The sequence below is a fragment of the Enterococcus sp. 12F9_DIV0723 genome (genome assembly GCF_002174375.1).
Taxonomy (GTDB): Bacteria; Bacillota; Bacilli; order Lactobacillales; family Enterococcaceae; genus Enterococcus_A; species Enterococcus_A gilvus.
This window is the reverse complement of sequence record NZ_NIBK01000003.1, coordinates 201,966-221,481: the sequence shown is the minus strand read 5'-3', so window position 1 is coordinate 221,481 and position 19,516 is coordinate 201,966. Positions and strand designations below refer to the sequence as shown.

The window sequence follows — 19,516 nt, the reverse complement described above, 5'->3', positions numbered from 1 at the left end:
CGATTCTTAATGAACCAATTCTAATTGGCGCAACGCTTTATAGATCCCGTCGCGGTCATTTGTATCTGTCACAAGGTTGGCTGCTTCCTTCACATGAGATGCGGCATTCCCCATCGCGACACCTGTTCCCGCTAAGTCCAGCATCTCGATATCGTTGTTGCCGTCGCCAAAGGTCACGATGTTTTCAGGTTTGATCCCTACTTTTTTAGCCAATGCTAAAATCGTTTGCGCCTTTGAGCCGGGGTTCGGAATGATATCGACACTGTTTTCGTGCCAGCGTACTAACCGAAATTCTGGAAACGCTGCTTCAAATTCAGCGTCCAGCGATTGATCATAAAATGCACAGCCTTGATACACTTCATGTTGAGAGAAATAATCTGCTTCGTACTCGGGCGCTTTTTGACCGAAAGATTCCATCGCATCCAGTACTTTAGGTTCGTCAAATCTTGTCACACGTGCAAATGAATCTAGTCCGAACAACGCGATGTCCACCTTGCGTTCACTCGCAAAGTCGATCATCCGAGCCAATGCTTCGCGGTCCAGCGTATGCTTGTACACTTGCTCATGGTCTAAAAATCCAGCAGAGCCATTGCAAATAATATAGTTCGTACAGCCCAATTGATGAATCACACCGCCAGCCAGCAAACGCGAACGTCCCGTCGCGATAGTCACTAAATGCCCCGCCTCGCGCAATGCCTTCAGTGCCCCTACCGTGCTGTCCAAAGGTTCTCTTTGACTGCTCAACAAGGTACCATCAATGTCTAGTGCGATTAATTTTCTTTCCAAGATTTATCTCTCCATTTATATGTATTTGTTGTCCTGTTAAGGACGAACTTCCGTTGAAAACACGCAACTGCCCTATTTCCAACACTTTTATCTAATCTTCGCAACAGTCTGTCGTGCGACTGCCTGCCCTTATATTGTAGAGAAGTTTCAGAGAATTTGCAAAAAGTTCTCACGTACTTCCCATTCATAATTTTCACTGACTTTGAAAAAAAGTAATCGTTTTTCGTCAGTAGTCCACAATTAACACATTTTTTTCGAAAATGCAACTCCTGAACTTGACTTCGCTTCCTATTATCCGTTATACTGACCTTTGTGTAAAATAATGCAGCAGAAGAATAATAGCCCGTCCCCAGTTCGTTGCCAGTATTGGTTCAATTGCGTAACCGCGGCTGCGAAGGCGAAGATTGAAGAACGAACTACACGGATATGAATTTTTCAACGGATTATTTTACTCCAAAACAATTTATTGGAGGAATTTTTAATGTCACGTTATACAGGACCATCATGGAAACAATCTCGTCGTCTTGGTATCTCATTATCAGGAACAGGCAAAGAATTAGCACGTCGTCCATACGCTCCAGGTCAACACGGACCAAACAGCCGTGGAAAGAAATCTGAATACGGCTTGCAAATGTCAGAAAAACAAAAATTACGTTTCATCTACGGATTAAACGAACGTCAATTCCGTAACTTATTCGTACGCGCTAGCAAAATCAAAGAAGGTAAACACGGTGTTAACTTCATGATCTTACTAGAACGTCGTTTAGATAACGTGGTTTACCGTTTAGGTTTGGCTTCAACTCGTCGTCAAGCACGTCAATTAGTAAACCATGGTCACGTAACTGTCGATGGCAAACGTGTTGATATCGCTTCATACGAAGTAGAAGTTGGCCAAGTAATCGGTATCCGTGAAAAATCTAAAAACATGGTTACTGTGAAAGAAGCAGTTGAATCAGCTGTTGGTCGTCCAGCTTTCGTAAGCTTTGACGCTGAAAAATTAGAAGGTTCATTGTCTCGTTTACCAGAACGTGATGAAATCAACCCAGAAATCGACGAATCATTAGTCGTTGAATTCTACAACAAATTAATGTAAGACTTCTTACAGACACTCAAGAGTCTCGACTCTTGGGTGTTTTTTGTTTGCTCTAAAAAATCAAATTACTACTCTTCCTCATTTCAATAAAAAATCTTATGCATTAGTCTGGCTAACGCATAAGATCCACTCATTTATATTCCTAACCTATCGTCTGTCATTTCAAGAGGTTTTCCTCCCAACAACCACAAACAATCAATAATCCAATTGCTTCAAACGCAACATGGCCTTTCCTTGACCAACATACGTGATCGTATACACTTGTGCGATGTCCTGCTTCAAGTTTTCAAATTCTGTATCGTCTTCAAATAAATTGAGGAACCGTAAGACGCTGCGGGAGAGAATCGTCCCTGAGCCGCCGGACCCCAACTCAAATCCTGCTTGGACATTTTCTGAGAGTTGACTTTGTTTAATATCCTTTACCAAATCGTACAGTTCGCCCGTGACAAAAAAGGCATCTTCTTGCTTCTTCACCTTCTGCTTCAACACGTCATAACTGGTTACATCCTCTAGTGTCTTTATCAAAATCGCCCCTTCCACTCTTAAGAAACCTCTGAATCCCTTCCTACAAACGGTAACGCAACTTATTTATAAATAAACAGATAGCGAAAAGCCCTAAATCAACACCGAATGATTCCAAATGCATCTTGTACTCTCCTAATGCGTGGATAGATAAACCTGGAGTCACGACGAGATTGATATCCTGCCCTGTGTGTTTAAAATAGACGACCCGTACGATCATTTGAACGAGATGCAACATCAAAATCAATACAAAGCCCATCGCCATAGAATCGAAAACGATTTTTCTCACTAGCTCGTCGTTCTCTTTGATCATTTCTTTTGCTATGAACACGATGGATGACAGAAGTGCGTACATACTTAATAATGCAAAAATCAGCAGCACTGTCGCCAAATACCCATTCACTCCAACCGCATAAAAAAAGCTCATTTCTTACTCCCCCTTGTCTTCCAAATAAAATAGCTCCTCAAACGGCGTATCAAAATAAGCCGCGATTTTTAACGACAGCTCCAAACTAGGATTGTATTTTCCTTTTTCGATCGCGGTCATGGTTTGGCGTGAGACATTCAAGGCCTGCGCCATTTCTTTTTGCGGGATTTTCTTTTCTTCCCGTATTTCCTTAATGTGATTGATTACAGCCACGTACCCAGCTCCTAGTAAAGATATCTTTACTTAATAATAAGGCATTCCCAATCAGAAAGAAAGCACTAATTCCTTTTACAGCTTTTTTCTATCATCAAAAGAACTCAAAAAAAGAGAGCGACCTTGAGCCGCTCCCCTTTGACTATGTTTATTTTGTCGATTTCGCTTGTCTGCTTTGATACAGTTGTTTGAATACATAAACCGCGATAAATAAAGCGAACATACTTAACAAGCCAAACAAAATGGTTTTTGTACTGCCTGTCAAATTACTTCCTACATAGGAATAGACGATCGTCGCTGGTAATTGTCCGATCCCCGTCGCAATCAAAAAAGGAACGGGTTTTATCGCTGTCAGCCCTGCGGCATAACTGATAAAATCAAACGAAATAAAGGGCAGCAACCGGCAAATCAATATCGTATGTTTCCCGTAACGATCAAAGTAATTGTCCAGCGTCTCCAATGAAAAGTTTTTGTTCAAGCGTTCAACAATGTCCCGCCCTGCGATTCGTGCGATATAAAAACAAACGAGTGCCCCCGCCATCGCACTTGTCCAAGAGAGAATGGCGCCCTGCCACCAGCCAAAGACCGCTGCATTCGCAAAAGTGATCAAAAAAGCCGGCAAAGGCGCAATGATCGATTGGAACATCATTAGCAGAAAGGAAATAACGACTGCCCAGACACCAAAGGAACGCAAATACCCCACAATACTTTCCACACTCATGGAACGAAACAGCATCAAGACTTGTGTGATTTTCGATCGTACACCTGGTACAAAATAAAAAGCAAGTACCGCCATCAGAACGAAAAGAAGCAACAAGAGCCGTGCCATTTTCCACTTATTTTTCTTATCCATTATTTTTCAACATCCTCAACTTTGGCCCAACGGTAGTAAGAACCATCATAGTTCTTCACCTGCTTGAAGCCGCACATCTCCATCACAAGCTCCATGTAGGCAGAGCGAATCCCCGCCGTACAATAAGTGACGATTTCGTCGTCTTTGGATAAACCCGCCTTCTCAAAAAGGCTGGTCAACTCTTTTTTGCTCTTCAATGTCCCTTTTTCAGTGAATAATTGGGTAAAACGAAGGTGCATCGCATCCGGCAAATGGCCGCCTTTCGCTTCGCCGTACAGAACTTCTCCCTTGTACTCTTTGTCTTCCCGAACATCCACGATTTTGTAGTCTGCGTAATTTTTTTTCAATTCATCGGTTCGAATGACATGGTCCTGATTGATCGCGTCGATCTTGACATTTACAGGACTCAATTTTTTGGGTTCGATCGTTGTTTTGAGATCTGCTTTTTTTAATGCCTCAAATCCACCATCGACCATTTTTACCTTTTTATATCCGGCTGCCAATAATTCCCAGGCGATCCGGCCGTCTTCTCCCCAGCCTTTTTGTGCGCCAGCAAAGAGTACGACTTCCTTCTCCTGTGCGAGCCCTTTTTCTCCCAGCCGCTTCCCGAGTTCTTGCGGCTCAAGGATCAGCCCCCATTTCTCATCTCCAGAAGCCCCGTCTTCAACGGAGGCTAAGTCATGCCAACCGATCACCGTCGCTCCCTTGATGGTTCCTTTATTGGCTTCTTCTTCGCCACGGGCATCCACCAAAATGATCTCATCCATGTTCTTTTTTACATAGGCCGCATCGACAACATATTCGCCGGTAAAAGCGCCTGTTTCCTTTTTTTCAGAGTTGGCAGACTCACTCTTGTCCTCGTTTCCGCCGCCTCCACACGCCGTTAACCCTAAAGCAGCCAAAGCCAACAATCCAATCATTGTTTTTTTCATTTTCTTCTCCATTCATTTGTCGTTTTTTTAATCCAAGGCTCCTTTTAGAACCAAAAGAGAAATATACCCCTATATTTCCTTAAACGACCCATACAAGTGAAACCATTCACATTTTTAATACGAACAGATCTTTGAAAAAGAGAATCCTTCATTCACACTCTTAGAAACGCTAAGCTTTCTTACTGCACATGAACATCGCCGAATGTTCTCGATCCTCCCCCTTCCTCCTGGTAATCCCCTTAGTGAAAGTATATAAAACGCTTTATCCTTTTACAATACACATCCGCCATCTTCACAGACAAAAGTGTTATTTTCCTCTCCTTTTCTTCAAAATTTTAGCCACTCTTAGTCCAAATTTCCGCTCTTGTTTCCACTTATGTATTTGATTTTTTTCAGAAGAGTGTTCTGTATTTTCTGACTGTTCAGCCGCTGACGCCACCTCTACCACTTCGTCAACCGTCGATTGAGCGGCAACAGGCACAGAGGCTGCTTTCGTTATTCGCTCCTCGGTTATTGCTCCCGAATCCAAGTCTTTTTCCGCCTGCTGTTCCTTTGAAAGTTGTTCAGTAAAACGTTCTTCCTTTGGCAGATGTCCGCTTAGTAACTGCCTGATTTCAGCGGGCATCACTTTTTTGAGATCAAAATCTGTTGGGATAACAACTTCACTTCGCGGTTTCGTCTCATTATTAGCCAAAACAGGAGATTTCGTTTTTTCAGAGTTCTCTTTTGAGGTCGTTTGGCCCGCAAGTACAGCTTTTTGACTCGAAGCTATTTTACTTGGGGATTCAGCAGCCTGGTTTGCGTCCTTCTCCTGCTGTAGATCCGATGAATCTGCTTCATTTTCAGGAAGTTGCGCTTCGACTTCCTCTGCATAATGCATATCTTGTATATAGGCATCGCGAAAAACATCCACAAACTCAGCAAATTTCCGTGTGCTAGCCGTCTCAAAAATCGACAATCTCGTTAAAATTTTAAGGGCTCCAGCAACTTCTTCATGCGTTCTCGTCGGATGTGCATTCTTCAACGTCCACGTATGCTTCCGGCCATTTTCACCTTTGAAGATCGAGCGAAGAACAAACTGATGATCCGCCAATTCATCTGTCCTCGTCGGGTCTTTTTCTTGTAAATACTGTCTATGTAAACGCGCGTCCTTCGTCGTATCAAGATAATCCTTTTCATCCCGATACAAACGAGCGACCACGGTATGCCACTCCTCTTTGTCAAAATAATGTTCAAAAAAAGCACTGAACGCACGCATTTCCGCACAAGGCTTCGCAGTAAAGAACAACTCTCGGATCAGCTCCTGGCACATCAATGAAAAGTCTTCTAAAGCGAGGGCATGACGCACTAAGATCGCGACCATATACTCAATGATCGTCGATACCTCTTTCGTCTCACTGTAAAATTTCAGCACCCGCTTCTCCAGATTTCCTCTTAACATATTAAATAGCTGTCTTTGACCCAATCGTTGCGTTCCCATACCCTTCCACTCCTCATTCTTAGTATTGTCTATCCGCCTATCATTTCATTCACTATTTTTTCTTTTCCAAGCACTTTTTCATTAGCAAGATACGCAAAAAAATGACGCTGCTTTTTCCCTCTTGCTATTATTTGGATTTCGAAAAAATACGCTTACATTTTTTTGTTGATATACGCTATAAATTAAAAATATCTCTAAATTAGAAAAAAATCTATAGTTTTTCTACCCTTTATCTGACACGTTTTTAATAGATTTGAATACTTTCTTTTTAAGAAATCAGAAACGTTGTCATAGCGGGATTTCGGCCATTTTCAAGATGTGAAAATTGCCTCCTTTTTTAGAAATTTTTTTATTTTTTAGTAGATCACTGCTTCACTTGAACATTCTTCAAAATCCTATTCTGTCCTCCTTGGAACCTTAGACATCCTCAAAAAAGAGAACCACGGCACTGTTAAAACTCACGGATAACGACTAATTAGGTTCTTTTCATAAAATAACAAAAAATCCGAAAGCATTCAAAAGTGAATACTCTCGGATTGTCCTTATTTTCCTATCGTAATAATGACACAATGTCCTTTTTCGCTGCACTTTTTGCCGGCAGCCAACTGAAAACGATCCCGATTACGACTGACAAGCCAAAGGCCAATGTCACCGTGAAGAGATCCGGCCGAACGGACAATGGCGTGAATAGACTGATGGCAAAGCCTAACAGCATCGCAATCAAATACCCGATCGTCCCGCCCACAAGAGTCAGTGAGATCCCTTCTAGTAAGAACTGCATCATGATGTTGCCTTTCGTACCGCCCATTGCACGGCGTACACCGATTTCCTTCGTTCGTTCCGAAACAGAAATGTAGATCATGTTCATGACCCCGATTCCTGAAATGAAGAGCGAGATTCCGCCGATCACCGAGATCAATAGTGTGATGCTGGTCAGAAGCATACGGAGTTGATCCACCTGTCCCGCTAGATCTTCCGTCTTATAATTTCCTAGTTCTTTCCATGTCCCATATTTCTTTAAGGTGTTTTCTGCTTCCTTTGAAACATCTTTTATATTCGCTGATTGGTTCATTTTCACTTGGATCATGCTGTGATCTTCAGAATTAAAATAACTTTCGAAGACATTTTCCGGTAATTCTGCCACGACATAGTCTTCCTGTGTTGAGACGATCGTTCCGCCGTTCCGATCTTCCATGATCCCGACAACTTCAAACAAATGCCCGCCTATTTTGACGCTTTGTCCGACCAATGATGCCGGTTCTTCCTTTTGGATCGCTTTTGCGGCGGTTTGGTCAATTACTACCACTGGATTTTCATTGTAATAATCACTCGCCTGGATGCCTCGCCCATAGAGTACTTTCGAACCCTTGTTTTTTATCAGCTTGAAGCAATTCCAGCGTCCATCATTTCCGACATCATCAAAGGTTTGATCGGCATACTTGATGCCATTTCGTGAATTATCATAATAGCTCACCGATTGGACACCTGGAATACTCTCGATTTGACTGATGTCCTCTTCTGTAAATCCGCTCAAGCCGTTCTCATGGAACGTTTCATCTTTTGCTGAGAACGTGTACCCGACACTGCCGTCAAATTGATCCAACCCAATAAATTCCGACGCATAATTTTCAAAAGCACGACCGATGGAAAAGACTGTGATGACAGCAGAGACCCCAATGATCAACCCGATCATGGTCAAAAAGCTCCGCCGTTTGTTTTTACCGATCGCTTTAAAGGAGGTCTTCCATACTTCACTAAACCGCATGCACAACACCTTCTTCCAAGACTTCTCCGTCTTTCACTGTAATGATCCGTTGGCAACAGGCCGCCGCCTCTGGATCATGTGTGACCATCAAGATCGTGACTTTCTCTTCTTCGTTCAAACGTTTAAATAAGTGCATGATTTCTTCAGAGGTATGACTATCTAATGCGCCCGTCGGCTCATCCGCCACGATAAATTTCGGATTGCCAACGATCGCTCGTGCAATCGCCACTCGCTGCTGCTGCCCGCCCGAAAGCTGCTTTGGCAATTTATTGTATTTATCTGCGATACCGACCTTTCGCAACGCCTCCATTACTAAAGACTTGGTTTGTTTTTGCTTCATTCCACCATAAAGCAGCGGCAACGCGACATTCTCCATCACCGTGTTGTTGTCGATCAGTTGAAACGATTGAAACACAAAGCCCACCGATTGATTTCGCAGCCCAGACAGCTTTTCGTCATTAAAGCGGTACGCATCTTGCCCTTCGAAGCGATAGGTCCCTTCAAAATCGCCATCTAAAAAACTGATCGTATTGATCAGCGTAGATTTCCCCGAACCAGAAGGCCCCATCACCGCGACAAATTCGTGCTCCTCAATAGTCAGACTGATGTCCTTCAGCACATGGATACGCTCCTGATCGGCGGTATAGAATTTATTGATCTTTTCCATTACAATCATTCCACCGTCACATCCATCCCATCCTTGATACCTTTCGTGTCTTTGATGATTTTGTCATTTTCATTGAGGCCTTCACGCAAAATAGAGTACCCATTCCCTTTTTCAACAGTCACTGGATGTTTTTGGGCTTTGCCTTTCGCGACCGTATACACGTAATGTTCTCCCTCTTTTTCTACAACGCTTTTCAGCGGCAGGTGGATCTCATTACGAGGGATCAACAATTCTACAGAATAGCCTACCGGAATAGATTCGTCAGGAACTGCGGTAAAATTATAGGTCACTAAACTCGTCTTCTCTTCTTTGCTGGGCTCATTGTTCATTTCTGCCAAAGAGGTGATTTTCCCCTTAACTGTTTTTTCGTTGTTCGCGTATTTGATCTCGATGGGCTCATTCAACGCAACCTTCGATCGGTCATATTCCGTTACCGTTCCTTTGATCGCAGACGCTTCACTCTTTAAGACCATCAAAGCCTGTTGCGGATCATTTTTCGCATCCTCATTCAAGGAAGTCACGACAGAATCATCCGCTGCCCGAATCACTTCTCCCCAACGATACGTGACCAAGACTGTATTTTTCGTCACATGATCTCCTTCATTTACGTGGATCGTCTGAACAGGTCCTTTTTCTGTGTTCACTAGTACGGTCTGCTTCTTCGTCGACTGAACTTGCCCCTTTAAATGCAATGGGGTTTGTTTACGGACTTGGTACAACTCGACCGAGTGCTCATCCTTTGCATTTGCTTGGGTATTTTGATAAAGAAAAAAGCCCGCCCCCGCAACAACTAACACACCAATTCCAATGATTATTTTTTTCATTTTTTAAAACATCCCTTTCGTTCCAAAATTATCGTAATCGCTTTTACAGCTTAAATTTTAGAGGAAAGAGCGGGGAACGACTTCCTACGAAAGTATAAAGTCTAACTCCTACTTTGGACCGAAGAACATTTGTTTTTTTATGGATCAGTTCTTCTTCGTACCCGTTTCAAAAATTTCTCTTTACATATCGTTAATCCTCACGTATACTTTCGTTAACCAAAACAAAAATATAAGTTAACGAAAAGAGTGAGTCTATTGAAATTAAGCAGTCGAGAACTTGTTTTAGCCGGCCTATTTGCCGCAGTCATCAGTATTTTAGCCCAATTTACCATCCCTCTTGGACCAATTCCGCTAACCCTGCAAACCTTTGCTGTCGGATTTGTCGTGACCATCCTAGGAAAAAAAACGGGAACGATCTCCGTAGCCATCTATCTGTTGATGGGCATGATCGGATTGCCTGTGCTGGCTGGCGGTGCAGCCGGGATCGCCAGTTACTTCGGACCAACCGGCGGTTTTTTGATCGGATTTCTTTTTCAAGCCTACGTTACAGGGCTGATCATTGAAAAGACGCGATTTAATTATTTCTGGTCCATTTTTGCCAATATCGTCGGTGCCTTCATCACGTTGATTTTCGGTTCATTGTGGCTGAAATTCAGCGGCAGCTTACCTTGGAACGCTGCATTTTCAGCGGGAATGATCCCTTTTATCTTACCCGGAGTGATCAAAGCACTTGCGGCTGGCTATTTAGGTGTCTTGCTAGGCAAGCGCCTCTCCTTTACCCATTTGATGTACCGTTAAGTTTCCGTTTTTCGGAAACTTTTTTTCTTGACTTTTTAATCAGGGTACCGTATTATATCGTTTCGTAAGGTACCCTTAATAAAGTTGTGAAAGAAGCGAAAACAATGACAAAAGTATTATTTTTGAATGTGACAACACATGGACACGTAAATCCCTCCTTAGGTTTAGTAAAAGAACTCAGCGATCGAGGCATCGACGTTGTCTACTTCTCAAGTGAAGAATTCCGCGAAAAAATTGAAGCAGCCGGTGCTGATTACCGCCCATATACGTATGATTTAAATATTTTTAAAAATGGCTTTGATGTCTTGTTGGATCATGGATTAGCTATTGTTCAAGATATTCTGGAACAAATCCAAGACGATTCCTTTGATGCTGTCATCCATTCCATCGCAATGCCCTTCAGCAAACAAATTGCCGAATATCTGATGCTGCCAGCCGTCTCGATGCTCGCCGTTTATATGGGAATGAAGCAATTTGCGACACCTGACTATACCACCCCTTTAGCCGGAAAATTCAAATCCATGAACGACGCGTATCTAGCAGAAGCCAAAAAAATCGAGCAGACACTTTCCATTACGATGCCCCCTCGATTTTTCGATTTGATTTTTAATGTCGAACCTTTGAACATCGTCTTCACCTCCGATTATTTCTTGCCCGAAAGCGAACGCTCTTTCTTTAATGAACAGTATGTATTCGTCGGTGCAGATAGTTACCAACGATTAGAAGACACAAAAGACTTTCCGATCGAACGCGTCCGCTCGGCTAAGAATGTGTTGTATGTTTCCTTTGGTACTATTTTTGGAGACTATGCCAAAGACCTTTATCAAAAAGTGTTCACGGCCTTTGGCAACTCGGAGTATCTTGTTGTTATGGCGGCGCATCAAGTAGGTTTAGAAACGTTGACGATCCCAGACAACTTCATCGTACAAGATTATATTCCGCAAAATGAAGTGTTGAAATATGCCGACGTCGCCATCACTCATAACGGCTTGAACAGCATGAATGATTTAATTTTACACGAAGTGCCTTTCGTGTCTCTGCCAATGGGGGCAGACCAACCCGCACTCGCAGACCGCATAGCAGAACTAAATGCAGGCATCCGATTGGAGTATCAACAGGTGGATAGCGCAGAATTAAAAGCCGCCGTTGAAAAAGTTCAAACAGAACCTGACTATTTAAACAATCTGAAAAAGATCAAAGAATCTTTCCTTGATGCCGGCGGTTATAAAAAAGCGGTGGATGCGATTGAGAACTATCTAAACTAAAACAACCCGCAGTCCTTCATCAAGAAAGACTGCGGGTTGCTTCGGTCTAATTTTGCTCTTGTCTCCAAGGCTGAACATTTTCTTTACGAAAAACGGCTGCTTGTCCAATGGAGTTGAACAGCTCCATTTTTTGTTTGACAACTGCCTTGGCTGCGTCGATACATTCTGGATAAATTGCATTTGGGTCCCATAATTCTGTCGTGGATAGGATCTCGCGACATTTTTTATAGAAGGCATATTTGTAATCGGAAGAGATATTGACTTTTTGAATCCCAATTTGAACGGCTTTAGCGATTTCCTCATCCGGATTCGCTGATCCCCCGTGTAAGACCAACGGAATATCGACTCTAGCTTTGATCTCTTCTAGCACATCCATCTTCAATTCAGGTTTGATGTTTTTTGGATAGATGCCGTGTGCTGTTCCGATCGCCACGGCCAATGTATCGATCCCTGTTTTCTCGATGAATTCTTCGGCATCTTCTGGTTTCGTATAGATGACTTCTGAAACCCCGCCTTCAACAGACGTTCCAGTATTGCCGATCGTTCCTAATTCTCCTTCGACGGAGACCCCGATCTTATGACAAACCTCCACGACTTCTTTCGTAACCGCGATATTTTCTTCAAATGGCAGCAAGGACCCATCGATCATGACAGAGCTGAATCCACAGTGGACAGCGCGCATGATGCTGGCTAAGTTGTCCCCGTGATCCATGTGGATAACAAAAGGCACAGAACTATTTTTTGCCCGAGAAACCGCATATTGGAAAAATTCATCCTTTGTAAAATCCAGCTCTGTTGGATGGACCGCAATGATCGCGGGTGCATCATTTTCTTCGGCAGCTTCGATCACTACTCGTAAAAAATTACTGTCTGCGACGTTGAAAGCTCCTACTGCGAATTTATTTTCCTTTGCGATTTCTAGCATTTGCTTCATATTGATTAACATTTGACCTGATCTCCATTCTCATCTTATGATTTATTTTTAGAACCCGAAAGTTCGATGTACCGTTTGACTACTTCTTTTCCTGCTGCCATCGTTTGATGAATCAGCGTGGGATAATCCACCTCGGGATTTTCTGCTAATTGCTTTTGGACTTCGGCTTTTTGCGCCTTCATGAAGTCGGACCCGACATTGATTTTATTGATCCCTAATTCGATCGAACGAAGGATGTTTTTCTCTCCAGCACCCGAGCCGCCGTGTAATACCAACGGCAGGTTCGTCGCTGCTTTGATTTTTTCTACGATATCAAACCGAAAATTCGGGACATACCCTTCTGGATAATTGCCATGGCTCGAGCCATAAGACAGTGCCAAGCAATCCACGCCTGTCTCCTTGATAAAACGAATCGCGTCATCCGGATCGGTGTACATCTCATCATTGGTAAAATGATCCCCTGCTACGGCACCCATGTCGCCAACTTCGGCTTCCACACTGGCATTGTATACTTGCGCCAGCTCAACCATCGCTTTTGTGATACGAATATTTTCTTCTAATGGATACATCGACGCATCCATCATGACACTGGAAAACCCTTCATGCAGACACTGCTTCACGAAGGCGACGTCCTGTCCGTGATCCAGATTGATCGCCACTTCGACTTTGGCATTGTTTGCCATTCGGATAATCGGCTGGGTCAAATAACGAATATCAAGGTGTTCCTTCAAATGATCCTGCAGCAGATCGACAATGATCGGCGATCGCATTTCTTCAGCCGCCTCAATCACCGCCTTAGCCGTTTCCAGGTTGAAGCAATTGATCGCCATCACGGCATATTTCTCACGATTGGCTTTTTCCATCATTTCTCTCATCGAAACATACATGTGACAAATCTCCTTTTTCATACTAAAGAATTAATTTTTCTCTGAAAAATTAGTTCGATTTTCAAGCCGTATATCCTTCCTTACTTATCGTTATTAAGCTAACTCGCAAGTTAAGATTGATTCTCGTACGCATACCATTCTACTAACTCTTGCTAAAGCAAGAAGTAGAACTGGCAACTGGGAAAAGTGGAACTGACAGCCTTCCTACGAAATCTTGATCGAAGAAAAATCGACTTCTTCCTCTTCTTCATCATCCTTGATATCATTTTCAACAGGTGCTTTCTTCAAGGCAAACAACAGGATGCCCGTGATCGCCGAACCGATCAGTAAAGCCAACGTAAATTTCAACGGGTCCGTCATCGCCGGAATAATAAAGACGCCGCCAGATGGTACTGGGGAACCCACGCCCCATGACATACTCAGTCCGCCACCGATCGCTGCACCGACTGTACAAGAGAAGATCACCCGTAATGGATCAACTGCCGCAATCGGGATCACGCCTTCTGTGATCATACAAAGCCCCATTGGAAAGGCGATTTTGATGTTGTCTTCCTCTTCAACGGAATATTTACGTTTGCGGAGAATTTTTGATAATACCCAAGAGATCGTGACACCAAATGGCGGTACCATCGATGCCAACACTTTCACCGCTTCTGGCCCTTGTACGCCTTCCAACAACAGCCCATCAGCAAACAGAGAAGCCACTTTATTGACCGGGCCGCCAAAGTCGAAGGCCGCCATTCCGCCAACAATCGAACCGAACAAGAAGTTACCAGAGCCTTGCAGTCCGTTTAAGAAGTCCGTCAATGCTTCTGTTGCCCAAACGATCGGCACACCGATGACAAAAAACATCAATAATCCTATGATCAACGTAGATAATAGCGGTACGATCATCATCGGCATCAAGCCTTGCGCCCATTTTGGAACCTTCAAATTTTTCACTAGAAACAAAACGAAGAAACCAACCAAGTAACCACCCAACATCCCGCCTAAGAACCCGGCGCCAATAGCATTTGCGATCAGCCCCATAAATAACCCAGGTCCGATACCCGGACGGTCAGCAATTGAATAGGCAATCGCTGCTGCGATCACTGGTGCCAATAGCCCCATGCCCAACACACCCAGTGAGACAAGTGCATCTGGAACGGAATAGGCCGCCTTGTAATTTTCAATGACACCTCCACCTGTCAGATTCCCGATTGCGATCAACAACCCTGCCGTAACAACAACTGGCAACATGTACGAGATTGCCGTCAGCGCATGTTTTTTCAATTGAAGCTGCTTAAACATTTAATTCATCTCCTTTTTCATATTAAAGAATTAATTTTTCCAGGGAAAAATTAGTCTTATTTTCAAGCCGTATATCATTCCACTAGATTTTTACATAAGATTTCACTATTGCTTAGTTTTGATTTTCTCAACGAAACGAACTGCGAAAAGTGGAACTGACATCCTTATTCATTTCCTTACGCTTTTACGATTTCTTCTTCGATCTTGTTGATCAGTCCTTTTGGTGCTTTGATCACCATGCTGGTAGGGATTTCTACGATGGGCTTTCCTTCGAAGCGGTCTTTTCCGCCGACCTTGATATCTGCTGCGATGATAACGACGTCCGCTGCGTTGATTTCCTCCATCGTTAATTCGTCTTCGGTCCCGATCGTTCCTTGTGTTTCAATATGAACCGTGTGCCCAAGTGCTTTAGCTGCTTTTTCCAATTTTTGTTTGGCGATGTACGTGTGGGCGATCCCTGACGTACATGCGGCGATTCCTACTATTTTCATTCGTTGTTCCTCCGTTTCTTTTTAGTCTTCTTCCATTGGGTCTTTTGATAACAACTCCAGCATTTCTTCCTTGGTTTGCGCATTGACCATGTTCTCGATGAAATCCTCGTCTGCCAACAGCATCGCCACTTTTTGCAACAGCTTGATGTGCATCGTATTGGCGTCCGTGTTTTTGACCGCAAACAAGATGATCACACGAACAGGTTCTTCATCCAATGACTCCCATTCGATCGGGGTCGCAGCTTTGCCGACCACCAATGAGGTTTTGATGACACTGTCGGATTTTCCATGAGGAATCGCAATACTATTGCCGATCCCCGTCATGCCCTCCGCCTCACGTTCGAACACGTCGGCCATGAAATCTTCTTCGTCTTCGATGTCCCCATTTGCCATCAGTAAACGGGTCAGCTCCTGAATCGCCTCCTTTTTTGTTTTCGCTTTCATTTCTAACTGAATCAATTCTTCGGTAATAACATCTCCGATACTGAAATCATCCATCGTTTTCTCTGCTGTCATCTCACATCTCTCCTAACATCTCTTTCACTCGTTTTTCATCTTGTTTGGTAAATACGGAATTTACTAATATCGTCGGAATCATCCGCTCGATCGTTAAATTGACCGTCGTTAAAATCAAATCAATGTTTTGATATTTTTCTGGGGCTTTGGAAAATTTTCGTGCCGACAATACGTCCACGATCTCTAATTCGGGGAACGCCTTGCGGACCTTCACCTTCAGCAATTCGGACGTTCCTACGCCGCTGCTGCACATGATCAATACTCGTTTTTTTGAATGGATCATTTCTTTATATTTCACAAAATACAAAGTTAAAAAACCAATTTCATCTTCCGAAATCTCATTTAACTGGTACTTTTCCTCCGCGGATCGACTCACTTGCTCGACCTGTTGGAAAATCTCGGGGTATTCCAGCTTGATATCTCCCAGGAGATCATTTTTGACAATGATCTCATTTTTTAATCGGTACAATAAGGGATCAATATGTTCATACAGATCCTGCCGATTCGGCTGCTGATCCACCTTCATCCCCATCAAGCAGCTCATCTCTGTCGCAAAGAATTCAGTGATCGCCAGCGCCTCTTTGGATTTTCGGTTTAATTTGATCGGCTCCTTCTCCATTCGAGAGGAGATCAAGTATTGGAAAAGGTAAAACGTTTCGCTTTCTGGCAAAACAAGATTCAAGTAATGATTCAGCTTCGTGATCACCATCCGTGAAAGCTGATACAACGAATCGTAGCGTGTGATCAATTCCTCTTCGTCAGGATCGAGAAGTTCCCCACACGTATCCGCATGAATCTCCCCTTCCCGTACCCGCTTGATCAAAATATAAATGTGGGAAAAGATATTGCTGTTATAGGGATACGCGATCCCATTCTGTAATTTCCGTTCAATATATTCCAATAAGGACGTGATAAAGTTGATGTCATAGGAGCTGATCTTTTCCTGCTGTGTGGAAAAGTCCTCCTCCCACACACGATTCGCACTGATCAAATGGTTGACTGCCTTACGGATCTGTTTCTCCGTCCCTTCGATCGACAGCCGCTGTCCTTTACGAATCAGTGCTAGCTGGTGATCCATTAGAAATTCTGTCATCCGTACCAAATCATTGTTTATCACAGTGGTGCTGACATAATATTCATCAAACAGGTCTTGGATCAACACTTTCTTCGGTGATTTGAATAACAAGGTCAACAGAATCGTGTTCCTTCGTTCCAGCGGTCCACGAACGGTATCTACACCTCGTTTTTGTACACTTTCTTTTAAATAATTGTCATAATCTAAGCGAAACCCCTTGCCGACCTCGGCGGAGATCAGCTCTCCAACATCAGAAGCTTCATTGATTTTTTTGATTGTTCGGTAAATCGTTTTGGTGGAAACATTGGCAAATCCAGCTAACTCTTGAGCGGTGAGTGTCATCCCATGTTTGATAAACAGTTCGATCAATTGCGTTTCACGTTTGCTTAGCTGCATGTTGTCAACCTCCTTGTCATTAATATAGCTCTTTTTCTCCTGCGTACATTTTTTCTTGTGTCCACTAAGATGGACATTTTTATAAAACGCTTTCAATAACCGACATAAATAAGTTGTGAAAATAACCCCCTTTCAAAATCCCTGTTTCTTTTTGTCCTGTTTAAAAACTGCTTCGTAATGACCAATTCTCCTTTCTCTATCTTACTGTGCGATTAAGGTAAAAAAAACAGCGAAAAAATCGCTGTTTCTCTTCATCAATTATTTTTTTACGAAGCGATGGTTTTCCTTTTTAGGGAAGAGAGGGTTCTTTTTCCACCTGTGCACAACTCGCTGCACTAGCGAATTGATAGATGGGTACCAACTGTTCATAAGTCTCTACCATAAATTTTTGGGCCGCCTCCGGATTTTTCCACAAAGGATCTTCTCTTTTGATGATCCGCCCCACTTGAAATTCCCCTTTTTTTACATCACGGAATCTTTTCAACAGCCTTTCTGTGCTTTCTGGTGATAACTCTTCCACTTTTTCTTTCGTGTGATCGCCAGACAGAACGAAGTCTGGGGATAACTGAGCGAAACGATCCAAATGCTCTAGCAGCGTGTCCGCGATGGCTTGCTCATTTTTTGGCTGATCGATGCACGATAGCCACATAAAGACATACTCCGGCCAAATCCCCAACTGAAAATGCGGCTCCATCTTATAGCCGCGCTTTTGACGACTCAACGCAGACCACGTATTTTCAGGCGGATTCGCGGTACGGCGACGATGCTGTGCAATGTGGATAAACAATTCTTCTCCAAGCAGCGGCTCTAACACTTGTTGAAAAACTTCATCTAATTGTTGAAAAACCGGTTGGATTTCTTGACGGATCGCTGCCATCCGTTCCTCCAGCCCATCGACATCAAATACAGCAAAACTATTTTCGGTGAACATGTTACTCCTCCTTGCTTCAACTGCTGCCTTTTCCCAAAAAGGCGAATGATTCACAGGTGATAAGACACTATCCTGATTTTACCATCTCTTGATCTGCTTATACCTTTCATTTGCATTTTTCTATTGAAAAAAAGGTACATTCTTTCAGTAAAGGTTCTTTTGCTTCCTCATTTGACAAAAAACGGACTAAAATTTAATAAACCGCTTTAGTTATTTTGCTATTTTAAAGAAATTATTTCCCTCTCTTTGTTAAATCAAGTATATTATAAGTAGCCATTTTATTTATCAAGGTTTCAGAAAGTCATTTCTGAGGAGGGTAAAACGAATGATTTCAGATGCAATTGGGTTCGAGAAAAAATTTCGTTTAAAAGAAGATAAAAAATTTGAACAATATAAAATCATGCTCCCAAAATTGCGGGAAAATGATGTCATGATAAAAATTTCCGCCATCTCGATCAGTACCTTGGATACTCAGATACGTCAAAACATCAAAGGTGCCAAAAAGCCGTATATTCTTGGTTGCGGAGGGGTGGGGATCATCACTCGATTCGGCAGTAACAATCCCCGGTTGAATGTCGGGGACCGCGTTTTATATATAAATAAAGTCGGAAAATATGGCAGCTATAGCAACTTTCAGATCGCAGATGTCCATTCGGTCGTGAAGCTGCCGGACACCTTTCCTACCGATGAAGCTGCTGCATTTTCCTATAGCTTCTTCTTGGCCTTCGAGGTGTTGTTCAAGCAGTTGAAGCTAAAGCCGCAGCCTGGAAAAAATCAAGGGAATTTGTTGATTTTGAATACGTCTGACGGGTTGGGCGCGACGATCATTCAGCTAGCAAAATGGGCTGGATTGAAGGTTGCCGCCACGATCAACAAGAACAACTCTGAGATTTGGATCAAGAATATGGGGGCGGATGTCGTGTTTTCCCAGTCCACTCATTTAGAAAAGGAACTGGATCAGGCGGAAATGACACCGGTGGATTATGTCATCAATCTAGATACAGAAAAAGAAAAAAGTTTTGATCATTTGGCAGAGTTTAAAGAGACTGCCACCGTTTTACTGTTGCATTTTGTTAAGAAAAAACGGAAGGACGTTGATCCTGATTTCCTGCATTTTTATTGCGATGAGTTTTTGGAATCTTCCTTTGAAACCGCAGAAGGCATCGATTATTCACGGAAGATCATGGAGCTTTTAGTCTATCTATGGGGAAAGAATCAATTAAAATCCATTTTGACGGCACAATTAAATGGTTTCTCAGACAAGAATTTTTATGGTGCCCATAAATTGATTGAGAACAATCCAAACTTTCGACATTTAGTATTGGTCAACGAATGAAATCTTGTTCAATGGAGCAAGATTTTTTTGTTTGC

The 19,516-nt window shown here is 42.9% G+C and carries 21 protein-coding genes; 4 read left to right on the top strand and 17 right to left on the bottom strand.

Annotated elements, in window-relative coordinates; genetic code table 11:
• Positions 1-6: 6 nt before the first annotated feature.
• Entirely contained in the window at positions 7-786 is a 780-nt protein-coding gene (locus tag A5868_RS18390; RefSeq protein ID WP_010779565.1) for a Cof-type HAD-IIB family hydrolase, read from the bottom strand.
• A 481-nt stretch (positions 787-1,267) separates the two neighbouring features.
• On the opposite strand from A5868_RS18390, the gene rpsD reads away from it, so the two are divergent.
• The gene (rpsD, locus tag A5868_RS18385; RefSeq protein WP_010779564.1) at positions 1,268-1,879 is read left to right on the top strand and encodes a 30S ribosomal protein S4; all 612 of its coding nucleotides are present in this window, start codon (positions 1,268-1,270) and stop codon (positions 1,877-1,879) included.
• Positions 1,880-2,074: 195 nt separating this feature from the next.
• Here rpsD and A5868_RS18380 read toward each other — a convergent pair whose 3' ends face one another.
• The 9 genes from A5868_RS18380 to A5868_RS18340 form a co-directional block, all read right to left on the bottom strand.
• Positions 2,075-2,404, bottom strand: coding sequence for a hypothetical protein (locus A5868_RS18380; RefSeq protein WP_139843642.1), 330 nt, complete (start codon positions 2,402-2,404; stop codon positions 2,075-2,077).
• Positions 2,405-2,444: 40 nt separating this feature from the next.
• The gene (locus A5868_RS18375) at positions 2,445-2,828 is read right to left on the bottom strand and encodes a hypothetical protein (protein WP_086306395.1); all 384 of its coding nucleotides are present in this window, start codon (positions 2,826-2,828) and stop codon (positions 2,445-2,447) included.
• A 3-nt stretch (positions 2,829-2,831) separates the two neighbouring features.
• Positions 2,832-3,041 carry a helix-turn-helix transcriptional regulator gene (locus A5868_RS18370; RefSeq protein WP_086306394.1) on the bottom strand — a complete coding sequence of 70 codons (210 nt, stop codon included), beginning with the start codon at positions 3,039-3,041 and terminating at the stop codon, positions 2,832-2,834.
• 148 nt (positions 3,042-3,189) lie between these two features.
• Positions 3,190-3,894 (bottom strand): TVP38/TMEM64 family protein, encoded by a 705-nt coding sequence (locus A5868_RS18365; protein WP_010779560.1) that lies wholly within the window; start codon positions 3,892-3,894, stop codon positions 3,190-3,192.
• Positions 3,894-4,826 (bottom strand): sulfurtransferase, encoded by a 933-nt coding sequence (locus A5868_RS18360; RefSeq protein ID WP_086306434.1) that lies wholly within the window; start codon positions 4,824-4,826, stop codon positions 3,894-3,896. The genes A5868_RS18365 and A5868_RS18360 overlap by 1 nt, the downstream gene beginning before the upstream one ends.
• A gap of 307 nt (positions 4,827-5,133) precedes the next feature.
• Positions 5,134-6,306, bottom strand: a complete 1,173-nt coding sequence (locus A5868_RS18355; protein WP_086306393.1) for a hypothetical protein — start codon at positions 6,304-6,306, stop codon at positions 5,134-5,136.
• A 550-nt stretch (positions 6,307-6,856) separates the two neighbouring features.
• Positions 6,857-8,071 (bottom strand): ABC transporter permease, encoded by a 1,215-nt coding sequence (locus A5868_RS18350; protein WP_086306392.1) that lies wholly within the window; start codon positions 8,069-8,071, stop codon positions 6,857-6,859.
• Positions 8,061-8,747 carry an ABC transporter ATP-binding protein gene (locus A5868_RS18345; RefSeq protein ID WP_086306391.1) on the bottom strand — a complete coding sequence of 229 codons (687 nt, stop codon included), beginning with the start codon at positions 8,745-8,747 and terminating at the stop codon, positions 8,061-8,063. The genes A5868_RS18350 and A5868_RS18345 overlap by 11 nt, the downstream gene beginning before the upstream one ends.
• A complete protein-coding gene (locus A5868_RS18340; protein WP_010779555.1) occupies positions 8,744-9,562 on the bottom strand; it encodes an efflux RND transporter periplasmic adaptor subunit in 819 nt (272 codons plus the stop codon). The genes A5868_RS18345 and A5868_RS18340 overlap by 4 nt, the downstream gene beginning before the upstream one ends.
• Before the next feature lie 255 nt (positions 9,563-9,817).
• On the opposite strand from A5868_RS18340, the gene A5868_RS18335 reads away from it, so the two are divergent.
• Together A5868_RS18335 and A5868_RS18330 are read left to right on the top strand one after the other, a co-directional pair.
• Positions 9,818-10,360: a biotin transporter BioY gene (locus A5868_RS18335; RefSeq protein WP_086306390.1), complete on the top strand. Its 543-nt coding sequence runs from the start codon at positions 9,818-9,820 to the stop codon at positions 10,358-10,360.
• 104 nt (positions 10,361-10,464) lie between these two features.
• Positions 10,465-11,625, top strand: coding sequence for a macrolide family glycosyltransferase (locus tag A5868_RS18330; protein WP_086306389.1), 1,161 nt, complete (start codon positions 10,465-10,467; stop codon positions 11,623-11,625).
• Positions 11,626-11,671: 46 nt separating this feature from the next.
• On the opposite strand, the gene A5868_RS18325 is transcribed toward A5868_RS18330, so the two are convergent.
• The 7 genes from A5868_RS18325 to A5868_RS18295 all read right to left on the bottom strand — a co-directional run bounded on the left by A5868_RS18325 (position 11,672) and on the right by A5868_RS18295 (position 18,145).
• The gene (locus A5868_RS18325) at positions 11,672-12,571 is read right to left on the bottom strand and encodes a ketose-bisphosphate aldolase (protein WP_086306388.1); all 900 of its coding nucleotides are present in this window, start codon (positions 12,569-12,571) and stop codon (positions 11,672-11,674) included.
• Positions 12,572-12,594: 23 nt separating this feature from the next.
• Positions 12,595-13,446 carry a class II fructose-bisphosphate aldolase gene (locus A5868_RS18320; RefSeq protein ID WP_086306387.1) on the bottom strand — a complete coding sequence of 284 codons (852 nt, stop codon included), beginning with the start codon at positions 13,444-13,446 and terminating at the stop codon, positions 12,595-12,597.
• A 204-nt stretch (positions 13,447-13,650) separates the two neighbouring features.
• A complete protein-coding gene (locus A5868_RS18315) occupies positions 13,651-14,736 on the bottom strand; it encodes a PTS fructose transporter subunit IIC (RefSeq protein WP_010779550.1) in 1,086 nt (361 codons plus the stop codon).
• Positions 14,737-14,912: 176 nt separating this feature from the next.
• Positions 14,913-15,227, bottom strand: a complete 315-nt coding sequence (locus tag A5868_RS18310; RefSeq protein ID WP_010779549.1) for a PTS fructose transporter subunit IIB — start codon at positions 15,225-15,227, stop codon at positions 14,913-14,915.
• Between the two features lie 21 nt (positions 15,228-15,248).
• On the bottom strand, positions 15,249-15,743 hold the full coding sequence (locus A5868_RS18305) for a PTS sugar transporter subunit IIA (RefSeq protein ID WP_086306386.1): 495 nt from the start codon (positions 15,741-15,743) through the stop codon (positions 15,249-15,251).
• 1 nt (position 15,744) lies between these two features.
• Positions 15,745-17,214, bottom strand: a complete 1,470-nt coding sequence (locus A5868_RS18300) for a BglG family transcription antiterminator (protein ID WP_010779547.1) — start codon at positions 17,212-17,214, stop codon at positions 15,745-15,747.
• A 289-nt stretch (positions 17,215-17,503) separates the two neighbouring features.
• Complete coding sequence (locus A5868_RS18295) at positions 17,504-18,145, bottom strand: DUF1054 domain-containing protein (RefSeq protein WP_086306385.1); 642 nt, start codon at positions 18,143-18,145, stop codon at positions 17,504-17,506.
• A 325-nt stretch (positions 18,146-18,470) separates the two neighbouring features.
• Here A5868_RS18295 and A5868_RS18290 point away from each other — a divergent pair, with 325 nt between their 5' ends.
• Positions 18,471-19,481 (top strand): alcohol dehydrogenase catalytic domain-containing protein, encoded by a 1,011-nt coding sequence (locus A5868_RS18290; RefSeq protein WP_010779545.1) that lies wholly within the window; start codon positions 18,471-18,473, stop codon positions 19,479-19,481.
• The last annotated feature ends 35 nt before the right edge of the window (positions 19,482-19,516 follow it).